The organism is Rhizobium sullae (genome assembly GCF_025200715.1).
Lineage (GTDB): Bacteria > Pseudomonadota > Alphaproteobacteria > Rhizobiales > Rhizobiaceae > Rhizobium > Rhizobium sullae.
In genome coordinates, this window is record NZ_CP104144.1 from 1,963,526 (window position 1) to 1,987,798 (window position 24,273).

The window sequence follows — 24,273 nt, forward strand, 5'->3', positions numbered from 1 at the left end:
CAATCTCGCTCAAATTTGGTGCAGGATCAAGTAAATTTATCCCCTACGGTTGTATTTAGGCGTCCGCGAAGCTCATCTCGCCCGGCCAGCAAGGCTGCGCTTCATATGATCGACGCTGAGCGACAGAGAGCCATATCCCAAGAACCAGGGGGAGAGAATCGCCGATGACTTCAGGAGGCGATAGAGGAGGTAAGGCAGCCCGACGGACAGGAGGATCAGAGTGACCTCGGATGACACCCCTGAATCGCGCAGCGTGAAATGAACGAACTGGTGGCCGAACATGATGACCAGCGAAGCTCTGCCGAGCTCCGCAACCGGCGCGACCGGAACGTTTGGCGTGGAGACCAAACGAATGACGCTGAGCACGGTGACTGAGATGGCCAAAGCGAGCAGCAGACCGAGGATCGGTGGACCGTATTTGGTGGCTTTCATGGTGACCGCAAAGTCGGCGCCCGCCCAGGCAGCGGCGATTGAGATCCCGAAAACTGCAATCGCAGCCACAGCAATTGCATTCGCGCTAATAAGGCGTTCTCGCAGGACATGCCCGAACCAGAAGGCGCCGATGGCGAGCGGGACATTGGTCAGCGCGAGAGGCGAGCGCACATCCGGCCAATAGGCCTGGATGACATAAGCGAGGACGACGGAAGCGGCCACGAAGATCAGCATGGCTGGGTCGGTCGGCCCGGCGGTTCTGAGCGCAACCTCATTGTAGAGAATCTGGGTCGCAAAGAGACAGGTCACGAACCAGAAGACGCCGAGTTCGCGGGTCAGGTACCTCCCACCCCAAATCGCGTTCGTCATCAGTTCCCTGATTTGCCATGGCGCCGGTACTTCACCTCGAAAGAGATCGACGAGCAGCAAGCCCGCGATGACAAGGCCAAGAAAGGCCACGTAGGGGATCAAGAGGCCCCTCACCCGCTTCGAAAGCAGAACCTTTCGATCGGACACCGTGAAGAGATAGCCGGAGATAACGAAGAAAAACGGCATATAGAAGAGGGCGATCGCAAAATAGACCCCTGGTGCCCATTGCCATTTGCTGTGGGTGAGAACGTGGGCGAGGACAACGAGAACGATGCCCACGCCTTTGGCGACGTCGAGCCAAGTCTGGCGCATTGTTAGCCTCCAGTGGCCCGATCGACCAGCCCAATCGATCGGCTCTTTCAAGAAGCATTGTGCACAGCAGAAGATCGATGACAACCCCCAATTGTTGATCGTACGGCCATGTTTACGCGAACAGAAAATCGCCGACCGAAAGGTTCGACGCAATCACAGCTTTCAACAACAGCGAGTCGCTGTCGGAGAGGACCACGAGCGTATCGTCTTCGAGCTGGCGCAGTTCCTCATAGGCAAGGTATCCGGAAATCTCCACGAGATCGTCGCCCGCTGTGTTGAAATCCGTGATTGCATCGCGACCATCGCCGGCACTGAAGACGAAGATGTCGCCACCCGACCCGCCCGTCAGGATATCGCCGCCCATGCCGCCCACCAGGCGGTCGTTACCGCCGCGCCCGTCCAGCATGTCGTTGCCGCCGCCGCCCTCGAGCCTATTGGCGCCGCTGTTGCCGTTGATCGTGTTGGCCAACGCATTTCCCTGGCCATTGAGATTGGCAGACGACCTCAAAAACAGGCTTTCAATATTGTCGGTCAGTGTCCAGTTCAAATAAGCGTGAGTTTCGTCAATCCCGCCGTCCGGCTGTTCGATGGTCTGGTCGTCGATGTTCTCGACGTAATAGCCGTCATTGCCGGTGCCGCCGACAAGCCTATCGGCTCCTGCTTTTCCATCCAGGACGTCGGTTCCACCCATTCCGTCGATGTGGTCAGCACCGCTGCTCCCCTTGAGTGTATTGTCTCCGGAATCTCCGACGATCGCACCAGGCGGAAGTTGATCGGCATCGGCGGGTGAGACCCAGATGAAGTCCTGAGCGCTCATGAAGGTGCTATCCACCCCTTTCAGAAGCAGCGTGTCACTGCTGGAAAAGACGACCAGCGTATCGGCGCCTACCTGGCGGAGCTCGCTGTAGCTTTGATAGCCGGCAATCTCCAGGGTATCGTTGCCGGAAAGGTCAAAATCGGTGATGACGTCGTGGCCGTCGCCGATGGCGTAGACGAACCTATCGTCGCCGGCCCCACCCGTCAGGATGTCGTTGGCGGCGCCGCCGATGATCCGGTCGGCTCCGCCACGACCGTCGAGGGTGTCGCCGCCGCCGAGCCCATCGATCCTGTTCGCGCCGCTATTGCCGATGATCCTATTGGCGCTGGCATTGCCGGCACCTGCCAGGTTGGCAGCCGACCTCAGGAACAGGTTTTCGACATGATCGGCAAGCGTCCAGTTGAGGTAGGCGTGCACTTCATCGGCACCACCGCCAGCCTCTTCAGTCGTCTTGTCTCCGGAATTGTCAACATAGTAGACATCGTCGCCCGCCCCGCCGATCAGCGTGTCGGCGCCTGTTCCACCGATCAGCACGTCGCCGCCGCCCCGCCCCTGAAGCAGGTCATCCCCGCCGAGGCCGTCCAAGGTGTTGGCTCCGCCGTCACCGCTCAGCTGGTCGACAAAGGAAGAGCCGGTGAGGTTCTCTATGCTGATGAAGCTATCGCGATCGGTTCCGATGCCCGTCTCGCTCAAGCCGAAATGCTGCTCCAGCGCGTCCAGCCAGTACGAAGCAATTTTCTCGTAGCCTCCGGCCGTCGGGTGCAATCCGCTATCTTGCGGCGGCGCCGTTATGTCATCGGGCGTCAGGCCGCGCATATCGACGAAAACCACCTTGCGCCCCTGTGCGGCCAGTTCTTCGATGAGCTCAGGCATTGCGTCGTTATAAGCGTCGACCCGGTCGGCCCGCTCCTGCGACTGCTGGCCGACGCGAACCGGAGGCAAGGAACCGACGAAGACCGTCGAGCTGGAGTTTTGAGACGTAAGGCTGAGCAACAGATCGCGCAGATCCTGTAGCATCGTCTGCACGCTGTCGGTCGAGCTGTCATTGGTGCCGGCGATAAGCAGCACGGCATCCGGCCGGGTCGCTGCCAGGACGCTTGCATCGATGCTATTCAACTGGTTGAGCGTCCAATTGCGATGTCCTTCGTGATCACGGTCTTCCATATCAGCGGGACCGTTGGACAGCGAACCGACGAGGTCGATCTGGACGTTGAGGGCATGCAGTCGATCTAGCATGAATTTGCGATATCCACCGCTCTCGGTATTGGTGGTGCTGCCGATCACGCCGTAAGTGATGGAATCGCCAAAAGGCAATATCGCGAGCAATTTATAGGCGTGCCCGGATTCGAGATCGGCAATGACCCCGTGCGAGGACCGGCTGTAGCTTGCGGTGTCCACTCCCCCGCCGCCATCGAACGTGTTCCGCCGATTATCGTCATAGAACACATCGGGGCCAGAACCCCCGACAATCGCGCTTTCTGCCATGGGTATCTCCTCTCAAGCAGCGCAGCCTCAAACTTCAGTGTGGCAAAGTCCTACGAGGTGCCGGGAAGCAGTTCAGGCCGGCTTCCGGCTCCTGCTCTTCAACGCGTTGCGGCCTTGTTCGCCGAGCGTTGCCCGGCAGATCAATTCAGCATTGTACGCCGCCTGCTGGCGGCCCATTGCTAGTCGTATAAGGAAATATGAATACAGCTTATCAGAGAATTTTCGCGTGGCAAGATAAAATCATGAGGCGAAATAATCACATTTCAGCGCTGGAGTGGGCGCGGATGATATCGCAGGCGTCAGGCATCTGCCGATCGTAGTTGCATATTGCAGCGCCAGGTTCGGTAAGAGGATAGCGATCCTCGCGCACGCTTCGGGTAGCCCGGAGTCTTCGGTTCCTTGGATTTTTCAAGTAACCGATATCGGGTCCACCGACTGTCACCGCTCTTGACGAGGCGAGCCGAGAAACATCACCCTCAAAGCGTCCGGGTTCGACCGAATGTCCGAAGCAGTAGGTTGATCGAGACAGCGACCTTGTCAATGTCACGAACGTCCTGGGAGTAACGCCCGGTATAAAGCTTGACGATCATCTTATCGCGGGCCGACCCGGTAAGATCGAAATGGAGGTGCAGGTAGAAGGCCTCCTTGTCGCCATGGCGAGCAACGCTCCTTCGTCTTTGAGTGACCATCCTTAGTTCCGTTTTGAAGGGTGAAAAACCCTCGAGCGACAGCGTGACATCGGCAGATGCAAAGCGCGTCTTTGTCGGCACGGCAACGACTGCCTTGTCGAGCGCCAGACTGACCATGCGGCCGGGAACGCCGTCGACGTGAACCTCTTCATCAAGCTTGAACGCATTGAAGAGCCGTCGCGGTTTTTCGAAGCAGATCAAGGACGCGATAGCGAGAACGACAATGTTGATGCCCGACCAACAAGCCGCAATCGGCGAGAATTGCGCATCGACAGGGGAGGTCTCAGGCACAATATTGATGACAAGACCGATGGCCGTCGCCAAGATCAACACTGCTATCCAGGCAAAGCTGTATCCATCAAATCCGATCGCCTCGTTGCCGCTGCCCTTCGGGGTCACCCTGAACGGTTTGCCGAAGGGACGCACCACACTGGAAATAACGGTTGGCAACATCCGAAACGTCGCAAAAGCTCCGACGGCACTCGATACGACGGGCAAATACCGCGTCGGTGTTATCCAGAGCATCAAAAGGAAATACGCCGTCAGCAACGGGATCTGATTGGAGATATAATCCACAGTGTTGGTGAAGTAGAGCGGCAGCAAGCCGAACCAGAGATATATGATCGGGATGAGCAATATCGTAAAGCGCACCAGATACTGCACCAACCACGACAGCGGAAGGAACATGATGCGTTGAAAAAGTGACAGACCAGGGCCGCGCAGCGGGCCGTTGTGAAGATAGAGTGTTTGAATTCCCCCCCGACACCAGCGCTCACGCTGTACGAAATAGCCAGTCAAATTCTCAGCGGCCAATCCCATCGACAGGCGCTCATTCAGGTAACCGGTCTTGTAACCCTTGTTGAGCATGGAAAGGGTGGTCAACAAATCCTCTGTGATGGATTCCGTCGGAAACCCCCCAATCGCATCGATCGCCTTGCGTCGCGCGATCGAGCATGACCCACAGCAGAAACTGACGTCCCAGATATCTCGGCTCGGCGCAATTTCGTCAAAAAACAAACGCTGCTCGTCCGGCCAGATATTTTCGAGACCGAGATTTGTCTGCACTGGATCGGTATTGAAGAAATGCTGCGGCGTTTGAACGATGCCGATGGTTGCATCGGAAAAGAAGGGAAGCGTGCGGCGCAGGAAGTGACGATAGGGCACGAAGTCAGCATCGAATATCGCGATGAAGTCGCCGGAGCTGACCTTCAGACCGTTGTTCATGTTTCCGGCTTTGGCATGGCTGTTGTCGGGCCGTGTGACGTGGATTGCTCCCCTCTCCTTGCAGTACGCCTTAAGCCAATCACGACGCTGATCGTCGAGCACGTAGACATTCAGCTTGTGTTGCGGATAATCGAGCGCAAGCGCCCCTATAATCGTCCTTTCCAGGACGTCGAGCGGCTCGTTGTAGGTAGGAATGAACACATCCACCGTGGGTAATTGTTCCTCGTCACCTCTAAAGAAGTCTCGCGCGAGCCTGTCCGCTTCTGCGCTCCGGTCCACGTATCGACTCATCAAGACCAGGAAGAGGACGACTTCAAAGAACGCGAGAATTTCGACGATGAACAGAAACCAGACCCAGTAGAAGTTAGGGCCATCGTTGGGATAAGGAAGTACCGTTTCGAATAACCGCCAGAGTATATAGCGCAATGCAACGGCGCCAACGACAGCGCATGTGATAGCGCGCGTCCAGCTGTGATTACGCGACCAGTTGAAAGGCCCAAGCAAAAAGAACGCCAGAACCAAAAACGTCGGCGCCAGTGCTATGAGATACTGAACCACAGCCCTTCCACCCAGTTCCATATGCGGATGTTAGGTTTGGGCAGGCGCACCTGAACAGAACGCCCCACCTGGCAAAAGTTTGCAAAATCCGTGTTGAGAGCGGAGGGGGCCAGGCCCACGCGGATTCGATCGTTGCGTTTGGTTGTTTCGGGCTGATTGGCTGCCAGTGTATCCTTCTCGGCGACCGCAGCGCTGCCTCTGACCGACAGGACCACGCCTTTGAAGACGTCGCCAGCGCCTAACACGCGCGCCTCTGCAGCAAGGCCAGGATAAATCTCTTGGTAATCGACCTCCGGAACCAGGATATCGACGAAAAGATCGCTGCAGTCGAGGATGCGCATCAGCTCGTTATTGAGAATGACGTTCGAGCCGTTGACGACGTTGCTACTCCATACGACTCCATCGAAAGGCGATGGAACTGATGCCGAAATGAGACTGCGGACGCGGTTTTCCTCCTCAATCAGCTGCTTTTGCGCCTGTGCGGCCCGTGTTTCGTTTTCGGCGACGCGCGTGTTGAGATCGTTGATACGAACAGTCACCTCATCCTGCCGCTGGCGGGAATAGGGCACATCGTTCTGGCCGTCACCGAGAACGAAAACTCCTTGGCGAACCGCCGCCAGCTTTTGTTCGAGCTGGGCAACGGTCAAGCCACTGATTTCGAGTTCGCCCCCCGCAGCTTCCCAGGCCGCTCGGGCGGACTCGACCATCTTGGTCGAGAGGATACCCTTCGCTTCGAGCGCCAGCCGCCGGTCAAAGTCGACTTGCGCGACATTGTCCTGCGCCTCGGAAACCTTGACCCGCTTTTTTAGAATCTCAACTTGTCGCTCCAGGTCGGCAATGGTTGTGCGTGTAAAGACTTCCATGCGTACAGCCAGCTGATCACGAAGCCGTACGAGCTCGTCGCGTTCCCGCTTCAGCGCCGCAGCATGTTCGACGGCAGTCATGTGGTCGGCGTGCAGCGAAGTCAGTATTGCGCGGTTCACGCGGGCATTGCGAATTAAGGCGAGCGTCTCTCCTGCCAACACGTGCGCACCAACTTTGGGGGGCGTTTCTACGACCTCGCCGTCGATCGGAGCGTTCACGATCGCAAATCGCGCATTTACCGTACCGTCGAGGCTCGTGAAGCCAGTGAGGCTGGGCAACATAAGAACGATCACAAGCGCGAGCAGTGATATGCCGACCAGAATGCGGGTGATGCGGCGGTTCCAAATCATTAGCGTTCCCGAAAATTATCAACTGCAAGGCATCCATGGCAGGGTTAACGCGATGCGAATGCAACCCAATCTTGTGGTGATCTAGGCTTGTCAGAGCCACCGGCAAGGGGAAGAGCTGGCTGCGCGCAATACGTGCAGTAAAATGTTGGATGTGGCTACCTTTGGACGAACTGTCCTCTATGGCGGGAGGCTCGTTTTGTATCATGATTGGACTGTCGACGCTTCTTTTGGCGAAGTTGCCGGTCGTTCCATGGTTCCTTCAGCCCAAGTCGTCCCAGTAGGATCAAGAGCAGCTCAAAACGAGCAAATCTGCGATTTGGGCTTTTCCGCTTTCCGGACCTGCAGCCTCGAGGCGGTTGAAGCAGTGGGTATCGCGATATTTCAGCCCGCTGGAGGCCTCCCTTAGCAAAACAGGAACAGCACCTATCGACAGCCATTATGACGCTGCCAGATAGGCCCAGTCGGCGCGCTGCGATTTAGGCCATAGGGAGCCGGAATAAGACAATCGGTCAGGACAAGAGCTGTGCCGTCTGCCCTTGTTGCGTTATCAGTTCGATCGCTTGTTTATCGAAAGAGACGAAGGTTTCGCCACGCAACCAATTGCCCTCATAGGCCATGATGCCATCCGCAAAATCGCCGCCAGCTTCGAGGATCGCAAGCCCGGCCTCGACAGCGGGACGGTTCATCACGACATTTCCAGCATCCAGCAAATCACGGATCGTCACGGCTACATCTTCTTTCGGGAGGTTCGCGCCCCGGCGCAGTATCCAGACCAGTTCACACAAGCAAGGCAAGGAAACCGCGATCAGCGAAGCCTCTTTCAGGAGCTTGCCGGCGGCGTGGCCCTGCTTTGCGTCGTCCTGCAAAACGGCTCGAGCCAACACGTTTGTGTCGACGGAAATTTTCATTGCTCACCCGCCCAACCAGAGGCGGCAATCTCGTTCATTTCTTCAATCGTCATCGGTTTTTTGACCTTGCCCGCATGCCGACCAATGAAACTATCAATGGTGCCAGTTGGCCGCGCCGCCCTCACCCGAAGCTCACCGCCCGGCAGCTTGTCAAAGACGATCCGTTCGCCCGGCTTGATGCCAAGGTGTTGCAGCAAATCCCGCTTTAGCGTGACCTGCCCTTTCATTGTTACCGCGAGTGAAGTCATGGGAAGTCCCTTTCGTTAGATGTGCCTACATGGTAATTGAAATTTTCATTACAAACAAACTGAATTGGAGGTTCGATCGTGTTGGGCTGAATTGGGCCGTGTTGCATGGAACAGATCGCAGATGAAATGATCCTGCAGGTATTCCAATCGGCTGGCTTTGCCTTTGAGGGGAACAGCGTTGATGTTCGCGCTCGCCGTTCCACTCCTCTCAAAAGGGAACAGATGCTTGACGGGGATGACGTGCGGCCAAGAGCCCGCATGAGAAAGCTATTCCTGAACGGCCTCAACGTGCTTTTCGAAGCGAGGAACATGAGGATTAATCCAGGCCCAGTCTGGAGCTGACGCCGTCCAGATCACACTCGTCGGCTCCGCGATGTTCGGCTGATCGAGTGTGCCCACGCGAACCACAATATAGCCCGGCTGTGACATGGCTTCGCTGAACATCTGGGTTCCGCAGGTCGGGCAGAAGCGGCGTCGGATAATCTGGCCGCTGTCAGCGACGCTTGCGTATTCTGCAAGCTCGCCTTTGATGACAATATCTCCGCTGGCGAAGACGACATTGATGGAAGCATTGCCACAGGAGAGATATTGGCAGTCCCTGCACCAGCAGGCGCGTTTGAGGATCGGTGCGCTGGATACTTCGAACTGGGCCGCTCCGCAAAAACACCGCCCTGTTATCGGTTTGCTCGTCATGTTTCACCTCAGTTGCTTGCTCAAGGTGTATATCGTTCGCGAACATGGGCACGTCCACGCTATCATAAAATGGTTCCTTCCCGGCTCTGCGAAACAGACGGGAAGTTGCGTCCGTAACTATCAGTCAAGCAGGCCTGATGAGGCGCGACAGGAGTGCGGGAACGAGGATTTTGTGGAACGGCAGGACGGCTGCGAGATAAACGCGGCCGAGCAGGTTGTTTCGCTGAACCAGCGTCGTGGCAGTAACCCGGAGCGTGGCGTCGTTCAAATCTGCCACGTCGACAATGAGCCGAAAGTTGAGGTGCCTGTCGTCAAGGCCAAGAACGATGCGCTCGGGAGACGATGAAAAGACCGGAAGACCTCTGTGCTGGGTCGACAAGTCCAGTTCGTCGCCGGACTTCAACCCAAAAGGAGCGACGACGAGATTGCGAAGGGCCAGAAGTTTCGCGATCCAGCCCGGCGGCTGACTGAATGCCAACTGTGCGGCCTGAGGCGCGCTCATCGCCGTATCGATCACGTCGACAGCAAAAGCGTCGCCGAAATCGGCGGACGGCAGGATTTGTCCGCAGTTTTCGGGGACGGATACAGGAAATGGCCGCACGGAATGCTCCTTTCGATCTGCTTGCATTGCGTCGAGTGGCGGCTGCGTCCGAAGGCATTCAGTTGGCAGAACCGGTCGCCGGCATGTTTCCCCAGACGATCAAAGCGAAGGCAACAGCCATCAGCACCCAGCCCGGATGGAGTCGGCGCACGCCCCATAAGGCGCCGAGAGCGCCAAAGAGAAACGAGCTGCCCGCGAAAAAACTGGCAGCAAGTTGCGCCTCACGTCCGTACCAGATGACAGCCGCGATCAAAGCAACGCCGCTCAGCAACCAGTTGAACGTGGTGAAATGCAGCAGCAGCGGTATCAGTCTTCGCATTGGTGCGGATGGTGTCGCTGCAGCGGTAAGTGATGCGTCGACCCGAGAGACTACGAGCCTTTGCAACAGGATACCGTGAGACACCGCTGTTCCGCCGCCGATGACCCCGGCTGCTATCAGGGCTGCGCCATGCAAATCCATCATCTCGAACCTTCTCCATACATATCTGTATGGTCAAGATGGAACTCATGTTGCCAATAGTCAATACATCTGCGTATGGTCGGCCCATGAATGATCGTCTTGCGAAGTCCGACTGGATCGACCATGGCCTGCGCACCCTTGCCGAGCGCGGCCCCAATGCCCTGAAAATCGGCGCCATGGCGGAGGGGCTGAACGTTTCCCGCGGCAGCTTTTATTGGCATTTTCGGGACGTAGCCGATTTCCGGACACAACTCCTGCAGCATTGGAGAGACTGGACAACGCAGCGGGTCATCCGGGAACTGGAGGCTGATCTCGATGAGCCGGACCGTCTGAAATCGTTGGTGAGCAGCGCATTTGCCGGCGAGCCGGGGAACGGTCGATCAATAAGATCACTGGACAAGGCTGTGCGTGCCTGGGCCATAGATAGTGACGAAGTTGCGGCGGTCGTTGCCTCCGTCGATGCCGACCGGGTGGCCTATATCGCAAGGTTGCTGGTGGAATCCGGGGTGGAAAGCGAAAAGGCGGCCTATCGGGCATCCTTCCTTTATTGGGCCTATCTGGGCCAGCCGATTGCGATGAACCCGGATTTTTCATCGGCCACATCGACCGCCATCGCCGATATCTGCGAGCTATTCAGGAGATGAGGATCAAGACGATGTTCAGATTGACGCTGCGCTTTCTTATCAACTTCACCGCTTCAAGTTTTGTATTCGCAGCTGAACTTCCGTCTTTGGATTCACGCTCTCCGGTTTCGGGAAGAAGCACCTTATCTCGGTGTCCAGGAAACGGGGGAGCAAGCCGTTCCACCGGTCGCTCAGGGTTCGTCTTCTCCGGACCGTAGTCCGATCAGCACAGCGCGCTGTGGCGTGCTGTAGCCTGGTTGCGGACCTCCCACCATTAATCAAGGCCTAAGTTGCGGCGGTAACCGCGCAAAGGCCGAGGGCGCTGCCGCTCCCTGAGAAGCCGAGCGTTAAGCGCAACCTGAAACATGTCAAAGCGGACCCAGATGCGGTTTCCGTTTTCATCGGGACACAGCAAGTGCCAGAAGCCTCTCTTCGAGCCGTCAACCAGTCACGACGAACCCACCTACGCTCCAATTTTAAGGCGGCGTCGTGGACTCTCCAGCGGAGGGGGTTCGCCAGCAACGAACCGCCGTTCAAAAGGCGTTCCCCTTCCAGATTGCGACTTTGTAGTTTCCAATTGGCGGGACATTGACTTCCAATCAGCCGGCATCGAGATCAAGGCGAGCGCCACGGTCAAGGCCGGCGATTTTGGGGGCCTCCGCGCACTTGCTGAAGCCTGCGGCGATCGTTTTGCCTTCGGCGTCGTCCTCTATGACAACACTGATGTGGTGCCGTTCGGCGACAAACTGGCCGCAGCGCCGCTGTCCAGCATGTGGGGCTGAGTGGTCGCAGAAGCCGACGTGGGGACCATGCAAACACATCGTCGACCAACGTGTCTCTGGCCGAGAAAGAAGAAAAGTAAAAATTCAGGAAATCGCTTTCCGGGTTTCCCGCTGCAGCACGATCAACTGGACGAGCGCACCTCATGACCTCTGCGCGCCAACCGAGGGCTCAACCTCTCAAGCTTTGCGGCGCATCGGCGCTCATACCGTTTCGCCGAATGCGGACGTATACGCCGGACCCAAGGACCACTCTTCCTCTACGGCTGGCCGCATTGTACTCAAACCATCGAGATCAATCACGACCGTCCCGCCAAAACAGGCATCTGCAACATCGATGCGCTCGGTAACGGATTGGGCAATCTTCTGCAATTTATCATCCGATGAACGGTCGCCCTCATCAGTCTGGAAGCGGGATGTGCTCATCCCGGTCATCGACCGGAAGATCGAAGCGCCCCTCGCCCCAGTTCTGTGCCCGCCATTCAGCCTTGGCTTCGTCGATACGCTCCCTGGATGAGGCGACGAAGTTCCACCAGATGTAGCGTGGGCCGGAAAGTGTCGCCCCGCCTAAGATCATCAGTCGCGCGCCTCTTTCCCCGGCTGCGACCGTGATCCTGTCGCCAGGACGAAACACCATCATCTGGGGTGCTTCGAACTCCCGGCCAGCGATCGAGATCGAGCCTTCGACAATGTAGATGCCCCGGTCCTCATGATTGTCCGGCATCGGCAGGCGAGCGCCTGCTTCAAGCTTAACATCGGCATAGAATGTCTCGGAAAACATGGTCGCGGGAGCGAACTTGCCATAGGCGTTCCCGAGAATGAGCCTCACCGACACACCATGGTCCTCGATCATCGGAAGCGTCTCCTTGCCGTGGTGTTCGAACATCGGCGCCATGTCCTCGTGGGCTTCCGGCAAAGCCAGCCAGGTCTGGATCCCGAACAAGCCGTTCGGCCCTGTCCGCGCCGCTGCGGATGTCCGCTCGGAATGGGAAACACCTCGCCCTGCGACCATCCAGTTCAACTCACCGGGACGGATGATCTGGTCAGCCCCGGTGCTGTCACGGTGGTGAAAGTCACCGCGATACAGATAGGTGACCGTGCCAAGACCGATATGGGGGTGCGGCCGAACATCGATGCCCTGGCCGGTCAACAGCTCGGCCGGGCCAGCCTGGTCGAAGAAGATAAACGGTCCCACCATCTGCCGCTTCGGCGCCGGCAGGGCGCGCCGAACCTCGAAGCCGCCAAGGTCACGGGCCCGAGGAACGATTAGGGTCTCGATCGCGTCGATGCCGACCTCGTCAGGACAGCCTGGTTCGATTGCAGGGTTCCAACTCATGCGCTTCACCTCATCCGTTTGGCGATCTCCTGCCTGCGTAGAGCGCAGGGGTCGCTGCGTGGGCCCAAGTGACTAACGGGTGAGCGCCCCCAAGACTAGTTGCGCGGCGCGGTGAGCTGTGTCGCAAAAAGCGGAACGCGCAGTCGATGTGTCAACACGCAGACCCTACAAATGCGGATTTCTTTCGAATGCTTCGATCAGGAACTCCGAGAGGATGCGCACTTTTCGCGCCGGGTGCGGACTGGGTGGCCGCACGACGTAGACCCCACCGACCGGTAGCGGAAAACGGGTCATGACTGGAACCAGCGCGCCGGACGCAAGATATTCATGGGTAACGCAATCGGGAAGCCACGCTATACCAAGCCCTGCTGCGGCCGCGCTGGCGAGCGCCGCGCCGTTGTCGGAACTGAAGCGCCCCTGCGGCTGCACAGTGATGATCTTGTCGCCATCCATGAAACGCCACGTTTCGGCGCCCACGAGGGCTTGATGAGCGGCGATTTCATCCGGCTTTTCAGGTGAACCATGTATCCTGATATAGTCCGGGCTCGCCACCAGCTTGCCGTAGATCTGACCAACCCGCCTTGCAATCAAGTTCGAGTTGCGCAGGGCGTCGACCCGGATCGCGCAATCGAACCCGTCCGCAATCAGATCGACGAACCGATCGGCATACTCGGCATGGATCTGAAGCTGCGGGTGGTGGCGTGCCATCTCTGCAAGCACGGGCGCGAAATGTAGCGGGCCTGATGTGAGAGGGACGGCCACGCGCAAGCGCCCGCGAAGATCACCGGCAGGCAAGATCGTTTCCCGCGCAAGGTCGATCTCGGCACAAATCCTGGCGGCATGTTCTCGAAACGTGCCCCCGGCTTCCGTCAGCCCAGCACCACGGGTCGTTCGTGCAAGAAGCTGGATACTGAGCGCTTCCTCAAGCCTGATGAGGCGCCGACTGACCATTGACTTGGAGATCCCCAGTCGACGTGCCGCGGGAGAAACGCCCCCGGCATCGGCAACTTCGACAAATGTCCGCAGATCCTCGATGTCCAATTGGCGTTCCCCGCTTTGCAATACAGCCTGGCGTCCATGCCTATCGCGCTGCCCTCACGATTGGCGCGACTTCAGTGCCGAGAAGTTCGATCGATCTCTTCATCGCTGCCGTGTCGAGAGAGGCTGTGCTCATCTGGAAGGTGATGCGCGAAACGCCGCCAAGCGTCTCACTGGCCTGCAGCATCTTGGCTGCGACCGTCTTCGGGTCACCGACCAGGAATGCGCCCTGCGGACCTGCCATGGCTTCGAACTGCTGGCGCGTCGGCGGTGACCAGCCGCGTTCGCGACCGATCTTCGTCGTCAGATGCGCCCATCCCGGAAAGAAGGCGTCCTTCGCTGCGGCGTTGGTCTCGCCCAAGAATCCCATCGCGTGGACGCCGACCTTAAGCGTCTCGGGGCTATGTCCCGCGCGACTGCCAGCTTCGCGATAGAGATCGACAAGCGGACGGAAGCGCTCGAAGCTCCCGCCGATGATTGCGATCATGAGCGGAAGGCCAAGCGAACCGGCACGAGCGAAGGATTGCGGCGTGCCGCCGACCCCGATCCATAATGGTAGCTGTGGTTGATGGGGACGCGGAAAAACACCTTGCCCTTTGAGGGCCGGACGGAAGCGACCTTCCCATGTAACATTGGTCGCCTCGCCAAGCTTGAGAAACAGCTCAAGCTTTTCAGCAAAAAGGTCGTCATAGTCGCGTGTGTCCAGACCGAATAGCGGATAGGCTTCCACGAAGGAACCTCGCCCGACAACGACTTCCGCACGGCCTTTGGAAATCAGATCGAGAGTTGCGAACTCCTGAAAAACCCGCACCGGGTCAGCGGCGCTCAGAACGGTCACCGCGCTTGTCAATCTGATCCGGCGGGTCCGGGCCGCTGCCGCGGCCAGAATGACGGTCGGGGCCGAATCGAGAAACTCGCCGCGATGATGCTCGCCTATGCCGAAGACATCGAGCCCGACGCGGTCCGCGACGACGACCTCCTCGATGAGTTCGGCCATTCGCTCGGTCGCCGAAGGAAGCTTGCCTGTGGTCGGATCCGGGAGGATGGCTGCAAAACTGTCGATACCGATTTCCATTTTTGGTCCTTGGATATTTGTCTGTCTAGGCCGGCGACTGACCCTGAAATGCATCATTCGCACAATCAAGCCGGTGCTTCAGATACTTCGACCTGTCACGAAAAAGGGACGACGAGGTACAATGCACCGTCCGGGCTTTTGCGACACGTTCATCGAGAAACCCGTCATCCCCGTTATGTTTTTAGTGCCCGCTTTGGGTGCTCGGCACCGGCGTGTTGAGAAGCTGCTGCTCCCAAAGATACGCGATGCCGCTGCCGCCGAAGTGCTGGATGAGAATCTCGGTCAGCTCCTCTGCATGCTCGGTGCGGGCCCAATCGCGTTGCCATTCGCCAGTGAGCGCCATCACGGTCATCACGTTTGCGCCGGCCGCGATCATTCGCTGGATGGCAACTTCATGAGACTCCTTCGAAATCCCGCCCGACGCGTCGGTGATCACGGTCACGTCCCAGCCTTCGCCGGCGGCCTGGATGACAGGCATTGCGACGCAGACCTCGGTCCACAGGCCGGCGATGATCAGCTGCTTGCGGCCGGTCGCCTTGACGACGTTCACCACATTCTCGTCCTGCCAGGTGTTCACCCAGGTGCGATCGATGACTTCCTGGCCAGGGAACACGTCGGTGATCTGCTTAAAGAGAAGTCCACCGCGCGCCGCGATCACGCTGGTGAGAATGGTCGGAACATTGAAGGCTTTTGCCAGCTTCGCCAGCGCGGTCGTGTTGTTGACCACCATTTGAGGATCATGGCTGTTCAGGTTCGCCAGCTGGTAAGGCTGATGATCGATCAGGACGAGGACGGAATCTTCGGGGCGGAGAAGTGAGTCAAGGCCGTTACGAAAGGTCATGGTTTCATCCTATGTTGACGGTTTATCGAAGCGCGTTTGCTCAAAAGACATGTGCCCTCCGAGGCGCTGCCGCGGGACGAAACTTGTCATTCCCGTTTGTGATGCGGTAGTCCTTGCCTTTGCTAAGCTGTGTCGCAGAATGAGGAACACTGAGTGGATATCGAAGATCTCCGGACATTCGTCGAAGTTGCTGATGCGGGAGGCGTCACCTCGGCCGCGCTGCGGCTTGGCATCTCCAAGTCGATGGTCAGCCGACGGCTTGTGCGGCTTGAAGCGGAGCTTGGTGTCCAGCTCCTAGCCCGATCCACACGCGGGGCTTCTCTCACAGAGGCAGGCGCAACCTTCCGGGACTGCGCAGCCAGGGTTTCCGCCGAGATAGATGTGGCGAGGGAGACCATCCTGCCGGCTGGTGAGCTTCGCGGTCGCTTGCGTGTAGCCGCGCCGATTTCCTTCGGGCTGACGCATTTCGCGCAAGTACTTGCACAAATGGCGCGTCGCCATCCTCATCTCCAGATCCAGACCTGTTACAGCGATCGCTTCGTAGATCTGATCGCAGAAGGATATGATTGTGGGATCAGGGTCGGCACTCTTCAGGACTCAAGCCTGATCGCAAGACGCGTCGGTCCCCTCTACGGGAATTTCGTCGCAAGCCCGGACTACATTAAGGTCCATGGCTCTCCGGAGACACCGGAGGAACTCGTAACCCATCAGGCTCTCATGCAAGGCACGGAAACCTGGCAGGTGATGGATGGGGACAAGATTATAACCGTTCGCCCGCAGGGGCGCTTCAAGGCCGATAACGGGGCGGCTCTCGCGGTCGCCGCAGCAGCCGGATTGGGCATCGCCGCGCTGCCTGACGACCTTATCAAAGATTATCTCGACTCAGGCGAGTTGGTTCCGGTCATGAAACGCCATCCACCGCCGCCGGCGGGAATATATGTCGTCAGACCGCCCGGGCAGCATCCTGCAAGAAAAGTCCGGGTGCTGACCGAAATGCTGATCGAGTGCTTTGACCATGGCCCGGTGTTGCCGCGCTCGGACGGTATCCCGACATCGAACTGTCTGTGACGAAAGGCAATTCTTCGGAACTATACCGCAAATTCGTGAATTCGGACCTCGATGGCACGATCCCCACGAACTTCTCCAAACTTGCCCGAATGTCGCGTCGTGAGGCTGCAGAGCGGTTCGGCGTTAGCGCTGCCAGTGCAGTTCGGTGGCAGAAGCAACTCAGTGAAACAGGCTCCGTCCGTCCCAACAAGCAGGGTGGTGATCGGCGCTCGCACCACATCGACGCGCATTGGGAGACAGTGAAGTAGCTGTCGTCGTGGACGATTTTCTCGCCCGCCTGCTTGGCTGCGACGACGACATCGCTCAGGGGTTTCTCGGCGTCGAGACATGCGCCAACGTGTTGTCACGGCCAGTAGTTCGCACTCCGCGAACCATCTCGATTTCAGGAGTTGCCACTGCGCAAAGCGGGCAGTTTATGGCCCGGATCAGGCGTGCGGAGGAAGGGGCGCGCCTGCGAGTTTGGTCTTGATCCAGTCTGAGACGCGATAGTAGCGCAGCGCCAATTGCGGGCCATAACTCATATAGAAGGGCGCGACGCTCAACGGCTCAAGCTTCAGCGCCAGGTCGTGCCTGGGCACACCTTTTGCCCATTCCGAAAGTATGCCGCCCAGCATACTACCGGTGGGCACGCCGCGGCCGGAAAGCCCGGTGACAGCCACGACACCAGGCGCCAGATCATAGAGGCGCGGGACAGTTTGGTATTGCATATCCAACTCACCAAACCAGAAATATTCCCAGCAGATATCCTGTTGGATCTGCGGGTGCAGCCATTTCAGCCGGTCGCTCATGACAGTGCGGGTATAATCCATGTCGCGGCCGCGCCGGCCCATGGGAAACATCGAGGCGACGATCCGTCCCTCGGCATTGTATTTGTAGACAAAGATATCGCCGCGTCCGTCATGAATGGTCGTATTCTGTGGTAGGACCGACCGGCGCTCATCATCGGAAAGCGGCTGTGTCGCTGCGACAAATACCTTCTGGATCTTGAATGTCTGGTCAAGCTTCGGCCAACCGCCGACCGTGTAGGCGCCGGTAGCAAAAATCACCTTATCGGCCAAGACCTTGCCCCTGTCCGTGTTGATCACCCAACCGCTGCCTTGTCGTTGGCACCCGGTGACAGGCGAATTCGTGTGGATTACGCCTCCTTCCTGGATCACCGCGCGAGCAAGGCCGCGCGAATAGCTGAGCGGGTTGAGATGCCCTGCTTCTTCATGCAGCCAACCGCCGTAAAAACGTCGGGTGCCCGTTACAGTTTCGACCTCGCCTCGATCAAGAACTCGCGTTCGGGCACCCACAGCGTTGTAGGTCCGAACCTTCTCCTCGATTGTCTTCATCATGCCGGGATAGGACGCCCCCATGACGTAGCCGTTCTGCTGCCATTCGCACTGTATCTGGTAGCGCTCTATCATTTCGGAAACGCGGTCGTTGGCACGGGTTTGGCGGACAATTAATCGCTCGGCCCAGGGCTCGCCGAGCATCTTGCGCAATTCCGGCAGGCTGTAATGGGTAAAGGTCGGGGTGCAGTGTCCGGCATTGCGGCCGGATCCCCCAAAGCCGATCTCTTCCTTTTCCAGAAGCACGACACGAAAGCCATCCTGGGAAAGTTCTAGTGCCGTCGTCAGCCCGGTATAACCACCACCGACAATGCAAACATCCGCGTCGACCGTACCTTGCAGCCTTGTCGTGTCGGGAGCTGGCGTGGCGGTCGCATACCACAATGTCGTCTTGAAAGGAGAAAACGTGCGCATCGCCTCCTCTCAACTAAGATCGCTGCGGGCGTCGAGTGCGTCGCGCAGGCCGTCGCCGATGAAGTTGAAGCTGGTGACGGCGAGTGTAATGGCGATGCCGGGGACGATCGCCAGCCATGGCGCCCTGTCGAGATATTGCTGCGCGCCGTTCAGCATGTTGCCCCAGCTTGGTAGCGGCGGCTGTATGCCATAGCCGAGGAAGCTGACATAGGCTTCAAGCAGGATCGCACGGGCGACCGTTAGGGTCGCGGCGACGATTATCGGGCCGATGGCATTTGGCAACAGTTCACGGAACATGATCCAGCTGTTGGAAAGGCCGAGCATGCGCGCAGCGAGCACGAAGTCGCGCTCGCGCAACGAGCGCACCTCAGCCTCGACGATGCGGGAAATCTCCATCCAACTCGTCACCGCGATGATGACCGTGATCATGAAAGGGCTCGGCTTGATGAAGGCCGCCAACGCCAGAAGCAGAAAGATACTGGGAAAGGACAGGAAGGCGTCGACGAAGCGCATCAGCGCTGCGCCGACGCGCCCGCCGTAATAGCCTGCACAGACGCCGATGACAGTACCGATGAAGGTGCTGAGCAACATGGCAAAGAAACCGACCAGAAGCGAAATACGGCCGGCCATGAACAGGCGCGCTGCGATATCGCGGCCCAGCGGATCTGTGCCGAAAATATGGTAGCCTGTCAGGGGCGGCGCAAAGCGGGCGCGCAGATCGATGTAAAGCTCGTCGTAGGGCAGGATAGAGGGACCGACAATGCAGGCGAGCGCCAGAACGGTGATCATCAGCAGTCCGAGCATCGCTAGCCGGTGACGGGCGAACCGGCGGAAGGTCCGGCTTTGCCACCAATGCGATTTCGCGGAGCGGGAAATGGGCAGGGTTACGGACATGGATTTTTCTCCCTAACCGAGCCGAATACGCGGATCGACGAAAGCGACGAGGAGATCGGCAATGAGACTGCCGATCAAGACGAGGATGGCGGAAAACATCAAAAGACCCATGACGACGGGATAATCGTTATAGCCGAGACTATCGAGGAACAGGCGGCCCATGCCAGGCCAGGTAAACACCGTTTCGGTGACCAGCGCGCCGCCGAGGATGGTTGGCAGCTGCAGGCCCGCAAGGGTGATCATCGGCAGCAGCGCATTGCCGATCACATGTTTCATCAGCACTCGTCGCTCGGAAAGCCCCTTGGCCTTTGCCGTGCGCACGAAATCCTGATTGATGACGTCGAGCGTCGCAGTGCGCATGTAACGGCTCCAGACCGCCACGTTGACGAACGCCAGAACCACGGTCGGCATGATGAGGTGAATGGCATAATCGGCGACGGAGCCGTCGCCAATCGTGTACATGTTACCGGCCGGCAGCCATTTCAGCTTGAGGGAAAACAGGTAGATGGCGATAAGCCCGAACCAGAAGGTCGGGATTGACAGCGCCACCATTGCGCCAATGGTGGCGGTATAATCGAAGATGGAATAGCGCTTTGTCGCCCCCTTGATCCCGACCCAGGTGCCGACAGCGATCGAAAGCACGGTCGAGGACCCCATCAACAGTAGCGTGGCAAAGAGGTGACCCATTATGATGCCGAGAACCGGCTGGCTGTCGCGGTAGGAGCGGCCCCAGTCGCCTTGCAAAAGGTGCCGCAGCCAGTCGAGATATTGTATCGGCAATGGCCGGTCGAGGCCCATCTGCCTGGCAATTCGGTCCAGCGCTTCTTGGGTCATTCCCGGTGTCAGCGCATACTGCGACAGCGGACCACCGGGCGCCAGATTGAGAACCGCAAATCCGATCATGGACACCAGAAACAGTAGGATCAGGCTTTGCCATAAACGGCCGAGAAGATAGCGCAGCATCGCAGTCTCTCCGATTGCTATTGGACATCAGGTCAGGGACGTCGAGACGCTTCGTTGGCCCCTCCCCCGAAACGGGAGAGGGTTGCTCAAACGCAGGCGGCTTAGGAAGCCCAATACCAGCTTCCGACGTTCCAGCTGTCGATGCGCGTATTGACATTCGGAACGACGCTTTCGGCACCCGTCTTGTGGCCGCGCACCTGCGCGTATTGGAAGACGGGCATGAAGGGCAGATCGGCGCGCATAATCTCCTGAATCTTGAGATAGATCTTCTTGCGCTCCTCCGGCACGAAGATCTGGCCGCCTTCGGTAAGGAGTTTGTCGACCTCGGGATTCGAATACTGCCATGTATTCTGTCCGGCGCCGCCCTTGGCGCCGATCGACGTCGATTTGAAATAGTCGGATGTATCGGGATCGGCGCCGGTCAAAAAGTCGATGCCGACGACGACGGAATCAAACTGCGACATCATCCAGTATTCGCCCCACATGACGGCGGGGGGCAGGTTGGAAATGGTCATTTCGACACCGATATCCTTGAACGACTGCTGCATGAACTGCTGCACCTGTTCGCGGATATGGTTGCCGGCCGTCGTCGAGTTGGAGAAGGAGAGCTTGACGCCATCCTTGGCGCGAATGCCGTCGCTACCCAATACCCATCCGGCATCATCAAGAATCTTCTTGGCCTTTTCTGGATCGTATTCGTGCTTCGGCAGGTCTGGATTTGCATAGAAGGACTGCTGCGGCATGTAGCTTTCGGTCGGCGTCGGCAGGCCATAATAGAGGGCGTCAATGATCGTTGCCTTGTCGAGCGCATGATAAAGCGCCTGACGAACTGCGAGATCCTTGAACTGTGGCTTCTCCATGTTGAAGGTGACGGATTCGACCGTAGAGCCGGGCACGACGAGAACGGCCTTGCCTTCAAGCGCTTTGGCTTCTTCATAGTGGTCAGGCGTGATCCACTGCAGGCCCACCACGTCGATGTCGCCCGTCTTGAACTGCGTATAGAGAACCGTGAGATCCGGAATATACTTGTAGATCACGCGCTCAAGATATGGACCGTCGCCGAAATAGTCGGCATTGGCTTCGAGCGTGATGTGATCGCCGGCGACCCGCTCCACCCATTTGAACGGACCTGTGCCGATCGGAGCAGCGTTGAAGGGCGCCGTGTTCTTGTCCTTTTCAGCTCCAAAGGCGTGTTTCGGCACGATGAAGGTCGACGCCAGGATCGACGGATAGGGTGCAAACGGCTTTTCCATTTTCCAGGTGAGCTCGGTCGGTGAGACCACCGTCAACTCGCGTACTAATTCATGTCCCGTCTTGCGCCAGCTGCGGAAATCCGGATCGACCAGCAGCTCCAACGTGAACTTGACGTCATCGGCGGTGAATGGCGTCCCGTCATGCCATTTGACGTCCTCTCGAAGTTTAACTTTCCAGGAAAGGCCGTCAGCGGAGATGCCGCCGTTTTCGACACTTGGCACCTCCAGCGCCAGCGCCGGCGTAAATTTGCCTTCGGGGGAAATGGCAAAGAGCGGATCGAAAAGGCTGAAATGAATGCCTTCATCGACTTCAATATGCGGCATATGCGGGTTGAAAACGGTTGGCTCCTGCGAAAAGCCTACAATCATCTGTCCGGTCGGCTTGGCAGGAGGCGCGGCTGCGAATGCCCTGTCGCGGCCGAGAAGATTGGGTACGACTAGGCCGGATGCGCCAGCCAGCGCCATCATGGTCAGCGCCTGACGGCGCGTAGGATGAGAATCGCATTCTTGGTTTCGTCAGACATCGGTCTGCTCCCTTTGCTGTTGCTCAGTCACTGTTCCACTTCGTTTTCTGCACGTTATGCGATCTGCCTTCTTTGTTCGGGCAGACTAGAAGCCGCTGATCAGCTCGACCTTCGAGCCATCGGAGAAGCGTGAAAAACGGAAATCCTTAGGATCGACGACCGGCGGCCTGCCGGTAACGATATCGGCCATCAGCCGTCCGGCGGCCGGCCCGATGCCGAATCCATGACCGGAAAAGCCGGTGGCTATATGGAAGCCTGGGATCCTATCAATCGCTGAAATGACCGGCACGGCATCCGGCGTCACGTCGATGTAGCCGGCCCAACGCTGGGCGATCTCCGCCTTCTCGAAAACCGGAAAGGCCTTCTTCAGGTTGGCGAGCGCCAGGTCGGAAAGCTTGGTTGCGGGCTTCGGGTCGAGCACGCGGTTGTATTCGAACGGGCTTGCCTCATCCATCGCCCAGCGGTTGGCGATGCGCGCCTCGTCGAAGAAGCGGCCTCCCAGACGGAACCTCAGCGAGCGCCACTCTTTGCCGAGCGCCGGCATGAAATCCTTGGCATAGCGGAAGGATTTCGGGACGATATCGACGACATTCTCATGACCCGATGCGATCGTGTAGCCGCCATCCTGGCGTTTGCGCACAGCAAACCCCTTGGACCAAATGGCCTGTTCCGGCCCTCCTTCCAGGGGCTTGGTGCGCAGCACCGAATTCATCACTTTCAATTGCGGCAGATCGATACCGAGATTGCCGGAAAACAGGCTCGACCAGGCGCCGCCGGCCAGCACAACGGCCGAGCAGGCAATTGGACCACGCTCGGTGATGACACCGGATATCTTGCCGCCCGATGTTTCAATGCCGCGGACCGCGCATTCCGTCAAAATAGTGGCGCCCTTGTCGCGCGCAGCTTCAGCGACCGCTGGAGCCGCTTTCTGCGGCTCGGCACGACCATCTGCGGTGGTGTAGAGGGCGCCCTTGATGTCCATGTTCGCGTTCGGGAACATCGCGTCGAACTCGGTGCGGCTGAGCATCCGTGAATCGAGCTGATAGCCCTCGAGGTTGCGCTTCCAGCGTTCATGATCTGCAAGTTCCTGATCATTGGCGCAGGTGAACATGATGCCGGCGCGGATATAGCCGGTGGCGCGGCCGGTTCTTTGATCTAGGCTGCTCCAGATCCGCAGCGCCTCCGCCATCAGCGGCACTTCGCGCGGATCCCGCCGAGAAATGCGCACCCAGCCCCAGTTGCGGCTGGACTGCTCGTGCCCGATGCCCCCCTTTTCGCACAGCGCGACCCGCAGGCCACGTTCGGCCAGTTCGAGTGCCGTCGAGGTGCCGATGATGCCACCGCCGATGACGACGACATCCACTTCCTTGGGCAGGTCAGCGTCCCCGTGGACAGGAACAACGTAAGGTCCCGGCATTCAGTAGGACTCCTCAAGCTGGCAATTGATGGTGAATTCGGCGACGCTCGCCTCATTCGGCAGGTCCAGCAGCATGGCAATGATACGGGCGAGATCACGCGGGTCGGTCATCTGGTCGTCGGCGCGACTGGTGATGCCGCGGGCCATATCCGTGGCAACAAACCCCGGACAGACAGCGGTGGCGCGAATGCCGAAATCCCAGCCCGCGTGGCGGATGCCATGCGCAAGTGCAACTGCGGCGAACTTGGACATCGAGTAGAGTCCAGCATTGGCACTCTTCACCCGCTTGCCGGAGAGGGAGCCGAGAATGATGACCCGGCCCCGACCGCTAGCTGTCAGCTGTTCCCAAGCCGCCTTGGCAAGTCGGCGCGGTGCCTTGACGTTGACCGTCATCGTTCGGTCGAAGTCGTCCTCGTCCGCCTCGATGACTGTTTTTGGGATCATGATGCCCGCATTCGCGATGATGGCGTCGACGCGGCCGAACGCGGCGATAGAGGCTTCGACCCAGGCTTTCTCACCTTCAGGATCATCGGCATCGTAGGGAAAGACGGCTGCCGAGGCGGAATCTGCCCAATCCGGCTGAATCGGCTTGCGCATGCCGAGCGACACGCACCATCCCTGACTGTTCAGCAGCCGGGCCGTCTCCGCACCAATGCCACGATTGGCTCCCGAGATTAATACGACACGTTTTGCCGGCATGGCAC

At 58.5% G+C, this 24,273-nt stretch carries 22 protein-coding genes and 1 pseudogene; 3 read left to right on the forward strand and 20 right to left on the reverse strand.

Annotated elements, in window-relative coordinates:
- Positions 1-72: 72 nt before the first annotated feature.
- The 9 genes from N2599_RS30015 to N2599_RS30055 all read right to left on the reverse strand — a co-directional run bounded on the left by N2599_RS30015 (position 73) and on the right by N2599_RS30055 (position 10,013).
- The gene (locus tag N2599_RS30015; protein WP_027509792.1) at positions 73-1,113 is read right to left on the reverse strand and encodes an acyltransferase family protein; all 1,041 of its coding nucleotides are present in this window, start codon (positions 1,111-1,113) and stop codon (positions 73-75) included.
- A 112-nt stretch (positions 1,114-1,225) separates the two neighbouring features.
- A complete protein-coding gene (locus N2599_RS30020) occupies positions 1,226-3,415 on the reverse strand; it encodes a GDSL-type esterase/lipase family protein (protein WP_027509791.1) in 2,190 nt (729 codons plus the stop codon).
- Positions 3,416-3,891: 476 nt separating this feature from the next.
- Positions 3,892-5,886, reverse strand: a complete 1,995-nt coding sequence (locus tag N2599_RS30025) for a glycosyltransferase (protein WP_027509790.1) — start codon at positions 5,884-5,886, stop codon at positions 3,892-3,894.
- Positions 5,868-7,100 (reverse strand): HlyD family secretion protein, encoded by a 1,233-nt coding sequence (locus N2599_RS30030; protein ID WP_027509789.1) that lies wholly within the window; start codon positions 7,098-7,100, stop codon positions 5,868-5,870. Before N2599_RS30030 ends, N2599_RS30025 begins: the two co-directional genes overlap by 19 nt.
- 509 nt (positions 7,101-7,609) lie before the next feature.
- Positions 7,610-8,008: a type II toxin-antitoxin system VapC family toxin gene (locus tag N2599_RS30035; protein WP_027509788.1), complete on the reverse strand. Its 399-nt coding sequence runs from the start codon at positions 8,006-8,008 to the stop codon at positions 7,610-7,612.
- Entirely contained in the window at positions 8,005-8,256 is a 252-nt protein-coding gene (locus N2599_RS30040) for an AbrB/MazE/SpoVT family DNA-binding domain-containing protein (protein ID WP_027509787.1), read from the reverse strand. Before N2599_RS30040 ends, N2599_RS30035 begins: the two co-directional genes overlap by 4 nt.
- Positions 8,257-8,523: 267 nt before the next feature.
- Complete coding sequence (locus N2599_RS30045; RefSeq protein WP_027509786.1) at positions 8,524-8,949, reverse strand: GFA family protein; 426 nt, start codon at positions 8,947-8,949, stop codon at positions 8,524-8,526.
- 124 nt (positions 8,950-9,073) lie between these two features.
- A complete protein-coding gene (locus N2599_RS30050) occupies positions 9,074-9,550 on the reverse strand; it encodes a DUF2867 domain-containing protein (RefSeq protein ID WP_027509785.1) in 477 nt (158 codons plus the stop codon).
- Between the two features lie 58 nt (positions 9,551-9,608).
- The gene (locus tag N2599_RS30055; protein WP_198521566.1) at positions 9,609-10,013 is read right to left on the reverse strand and encodes a hypothetical protein; all 405 of its coding nucleotides are present in this window, start codon (positions 10,011-10,013) and stop codon (positions 9,609-9,611) included.
- 83 nt (positions 10,014-10,096) lie between these two features.
- Between N2599_RS30055 and N2599_RS30060 the strand changes: the two genes are divergently transcribed.
- Positions 10,097-10,654: a TetR/AcrR family transcriptional regulator gene (locus tag N2599_RS30060; RefSeq protein ID WP_027509783.1), complete on the forward strand. Its 558-nt coding sequence runs from the start codon at positions 10,097-10,099 to the stop codon at positions 10,652-10,654.
- A 569-nt stretch (positions 10,655-11,223) separates the two neighbouring features.
- Positions 11,224-11,415 (forward strand): annotated as a pseudogene (locus tag N2599_RS30065) (DUF4143 domain-containing protein); the annotation flags it as partial.
- Between the two features lie 201 nt (positions 11,416-11,616).
- Here the strand turns inward: N2599_RS30065 and N2599_RS30070 are convergent.
- The 5 genes from N2599_RS30070 to N2599_RS30090 form a co-directional block, all read right to left on the reverse strand.
- Positions 11,617-11,838: a hypothetical protein gene (locus N2599_RS30070; protein WP_027509781.1), complete on the reverse strand. Its 222-nt coding sequence runs from the start codon at positions 11,836-11,838 to the stop codon at positions 11,617-11,619.
- The gene (locus N2599_RS30075; protein WP_027509780.1) at positions 11,813-12,748 is read right to left on the reverse strand and encodes a pirin family protein; all 936 of its coding nucleotides are present in this window, start codon (positions 12,746-12,748) and stop codon (positions 11,813-11,815) included. Before N2599_RS30075 ends, N2599_RS30070 begins: the two co-directional genes overlap by 26 nt.
- A gap of 165 nt (positions 12,749-12,913) precedes the next feature.
- Positions 12,914-13,789 carry a LysR family transcriptional regulator gene (locus N2599_RS30080; protein WP_027509779.1) on the reverse strand — a complete coding sequence of 292 codons (876 nt, stop codon included), beginning with the start codon at positions 13,787-13,789 and terminating at the stop codon, positions 12,914-12,916.
- A gap of 40 nt (positions 13,790-13,829) precedes the next feature.
- Positions 13,830-14,861 (reverse strand): LLM class flavin-dependent oxidoreductase, encoded by a 1,032-nt coding sequence (locus N2599_RS30085; protein WP_027509778.1) that lies wholly within the window; start codon positions 14,859-14,861, stop codon positions 13,830-13,832.
- Between the two features lie 181 nt (positions 14,862-15,042).
- Positions 15,043-15,702: a hydrolase gene (locus N2599_RS30090; RefSeq protein ID WP_027509777.1), complete on the reverse strand. Its 660-nt coding sequence runs from the start codon at positions 15,700-15,702 to the stop codon at positions 15,043-15,045.
- A 153-nt stretch (positions 15,703-15,855) separates the two neighbouring features.
- Here N2599_RS30090 and N2599_RS30095 point away from each other — a divergent pair, with 153 nt between their 5' ends.
- Positions 15,856-16,770 (forward strand): LysR family transcriptional regulator, encoded by a 915-nt coding sequence (locus tag N2599_RS30095; protein WP_051336545.1) that lies wholly within the window; start codon positions 15,856-15,858, stop codon positions 16,768-16,770.
- A gap of 425 nt (positions 16,771-17,195) precedes the next feature.
- Here N2599_RS30095 and N2599_RS30105 read toward each other — a convergent pair whose 3' ends face one another.
- The 6 genes from N2599_RS30105 to N2599_RS30130 form a co-directional block, all read right to left on the reverse strand.
- Positions 17,196-18,518 carry an NAD(P)/FAD-dependent oxidoreductase gene (locus tag N2599_RS30105; protein ID WP_027509776.1) on the reverse strand — a complete coding sequence of 441 codons (1,323 nt, stop codon included), beginning with the start codon at positions 18,516-18,518 and terminating at the stop codon, positions 17,196-17,198.
- Positions 18,519-18,527: 9 nt separating this feature from the next.
- Positions 18,528-19,412, reverse strand: coding sequence for an ABC transporter permease (locus tag N2599_RS30110; protein WP_037141824.1), 885 nt, complete (start codon positions 19,410-19,412; stop codon positions 18,528-18,530).
- 12 nt (positions 19,413-19,424) lie between these two features.
- On the reverse strand, positions 19,425-20,375 hold the full coding sequence (locus N2599_RS30115; protein WP_027509774.1) for an ABC transporter permease: 951 nt from the start codon (positions 20,373-20,375) through the stop codon (positions 19,425-19,427).
- Between the two features lie 101 nt (positions 20,376-20,476).
- The gene (locus N2599_RS30120; RefSeq protein WP_084606451.1) at positions 20,477-22,093 is read right to left on the reverse strand and encodes a peptide ABC transporter substrate-binding protein; all 1,617 of its coding nucleotides are present in this window, start codon (positions 22,091-22,093) and stop codon (positions 20,477-20,479) included.
- 144 nt (positions 22,094-22,237) lie between these two features.
- A complete protein-coding gene (locus N2599_RS30125; protein ID WP_027509773.1) occupies positions 22,238-23,569 on the reverse strand; it encodes an NAD(P)/FAD-dependent oxidoreductase in 1,332 nt (443 codons plus the stop codon).
- The gene (locus tag N2599_RS30130; RefSeq protein ID WP_027509772.1) at positions 23,570-24,268 is read right to left on the reverse strand and encodes an SDR family NAD(P)-dependent oxidoreductase; all 699 of its coding nucleotides are present in this window, start codon (positions 24,266-24,268) and stop codon (positions 23,570-23,572) included.
- Between the last annotated feature and the right edge of the window lie 5 nt (positions 24,269-24,273).

What these genes read in the sequence shown, in the direction of transcription:
- N2599_RS30015 (WP_027509792.1), bottom strand. Translation starts at nt 1,113, where the DNA reads ATGCGCCAGACTTGGCTCGACGTCGCCAAAGGCGTGGGCATCGTTCTC.
- N2599_RS30120 (WP_084606451.1), bottom strand. Translation starts at nt 22,093, where the DNA reads ATGGCGCTGGCTGGCGCATCCGGCCTAGTCGTACCCAATCTTCTCGGC.
- N2599_RS30090 (WP_027509777.1), bottom strand. Translation starts at nt 15,702, where the DNA reads ATGACCTTTCGTAACGGCCTTGACTCACTTCTCCGCCCCGAAGATTCC.
- N2599_RS30130 (WP_027509772.1), bottom strand. Translation starts at nt 24,268, where the DNA reads ATGCCGGCAAAACGTGTCGTATTAATCTCGGGAGCCAATCGTGGCATT.
- N2599_RS30115 (WP_027509774.1), bottom strand. Translation starts at nt 20,375, where the DNA reads ATGCTGCGCTATCTTCTCGGCCGTTTATGGCAAAGCCTGATCCTACTG.
- N2599_RS30105 (WP_027509776.1), bottom strand. Translation starts at nt 18,518, where the DNA reads ATGCGCACGTTTTCTCCTTTCAAGACGACATTGTGGTATGCGACCGCC.
- N2599_RS30045 (WP_027509786.1), bottom strand. Translation starts at nt 8,949, where the DNA reads ATGACGAGCAAACCGATAACAGGGCGGTGTTTTTGCGGAGCGGCCCAG.
- N2599_RS30070 (WP_027509781.1), bottom strand. Translation starts at nt 11,838, where the DNA reads ATGAGCACATCCCGCTTCCAGACTGATGAGGGCGACCGTTCATCGGAT.
- N2599_RS30125 (WP_027509773.1), bottom strand. Translation starts at nt 23,569, where the DNA reads ATGCCGGGACCTTACGTTGTTCCTGTCCACGGGGACGCTGACCTGCCC.
- N2599_RS30020 (WP_027509791.1), bottom strand. Translation starts at nt 3,415, where the DNA reads ATGGCAGAAAGCGCGATTGTCGGGGGTTCTGGCCCCGATGTGTTCTAT.
- N2599_RS30110 (WP_037141824.1), bottom strand. Translation starts at nt 19,412, where the DNA reads ATGTCCGTAACCCTGCCCATTTCCCGCTCCGCGAAATCGCATTGGTGG.
- N2599_RS30040 (WP_027509787.1), bottom strand. Translation starts at nt 8,256, where the DNA reads ATGACTTCACTCGCGGTAACAATGAAAGGGCAGGTCACGCTAAAGCGG.
- N2599_RS30035 (WP_027509788.1), bottom strand. Translation starts at nt 8,008, where the DNA reads ATGAAAATTTCCGTCGACACAAACGTGTTGGCTCGAGCCGTTTTGCAG.
- N2599_RS30085 (WP_027509778.1), bottom strand. Translation starts at nt 14,861, where the DNA reads ATGGAAATCGGTATCGACAGTTTTGCAGCCATCCTCCCGGATCCGACC.
- N2599_RS30075 (WP_027509780.1), bottom strand. Translation starts at nt 12,748, where the DNA reads ATGAGTTGGAACCCTGCAATCGAACCAGGCTGTCCTGACGAGGTCGGC.
- N2599_RS30060 (WP_027509783.1), top strand. Translation starts at nt 10,097, where the DNA reads ATGAATGATCGTCTTGCGAAGTCCGACTGGATCGACCATGGCCTGCGC.
- N2599_RS30030 (WP_027509789.1), bottom strand. Translation starts at nt 7,100, where the DNA reads ATGATTTGGAACCGCCGCATCACCCGCATTCTGGTCGGCATATCACTG.
- N2599_RS30055 (WP_198521566.1), bottom strand. Translation starts at nt 10,013, where the DNA reads ATGATGGATTTGCATGGCGCAGCCCTGATAGCAGCCGGGGTCATCGGC.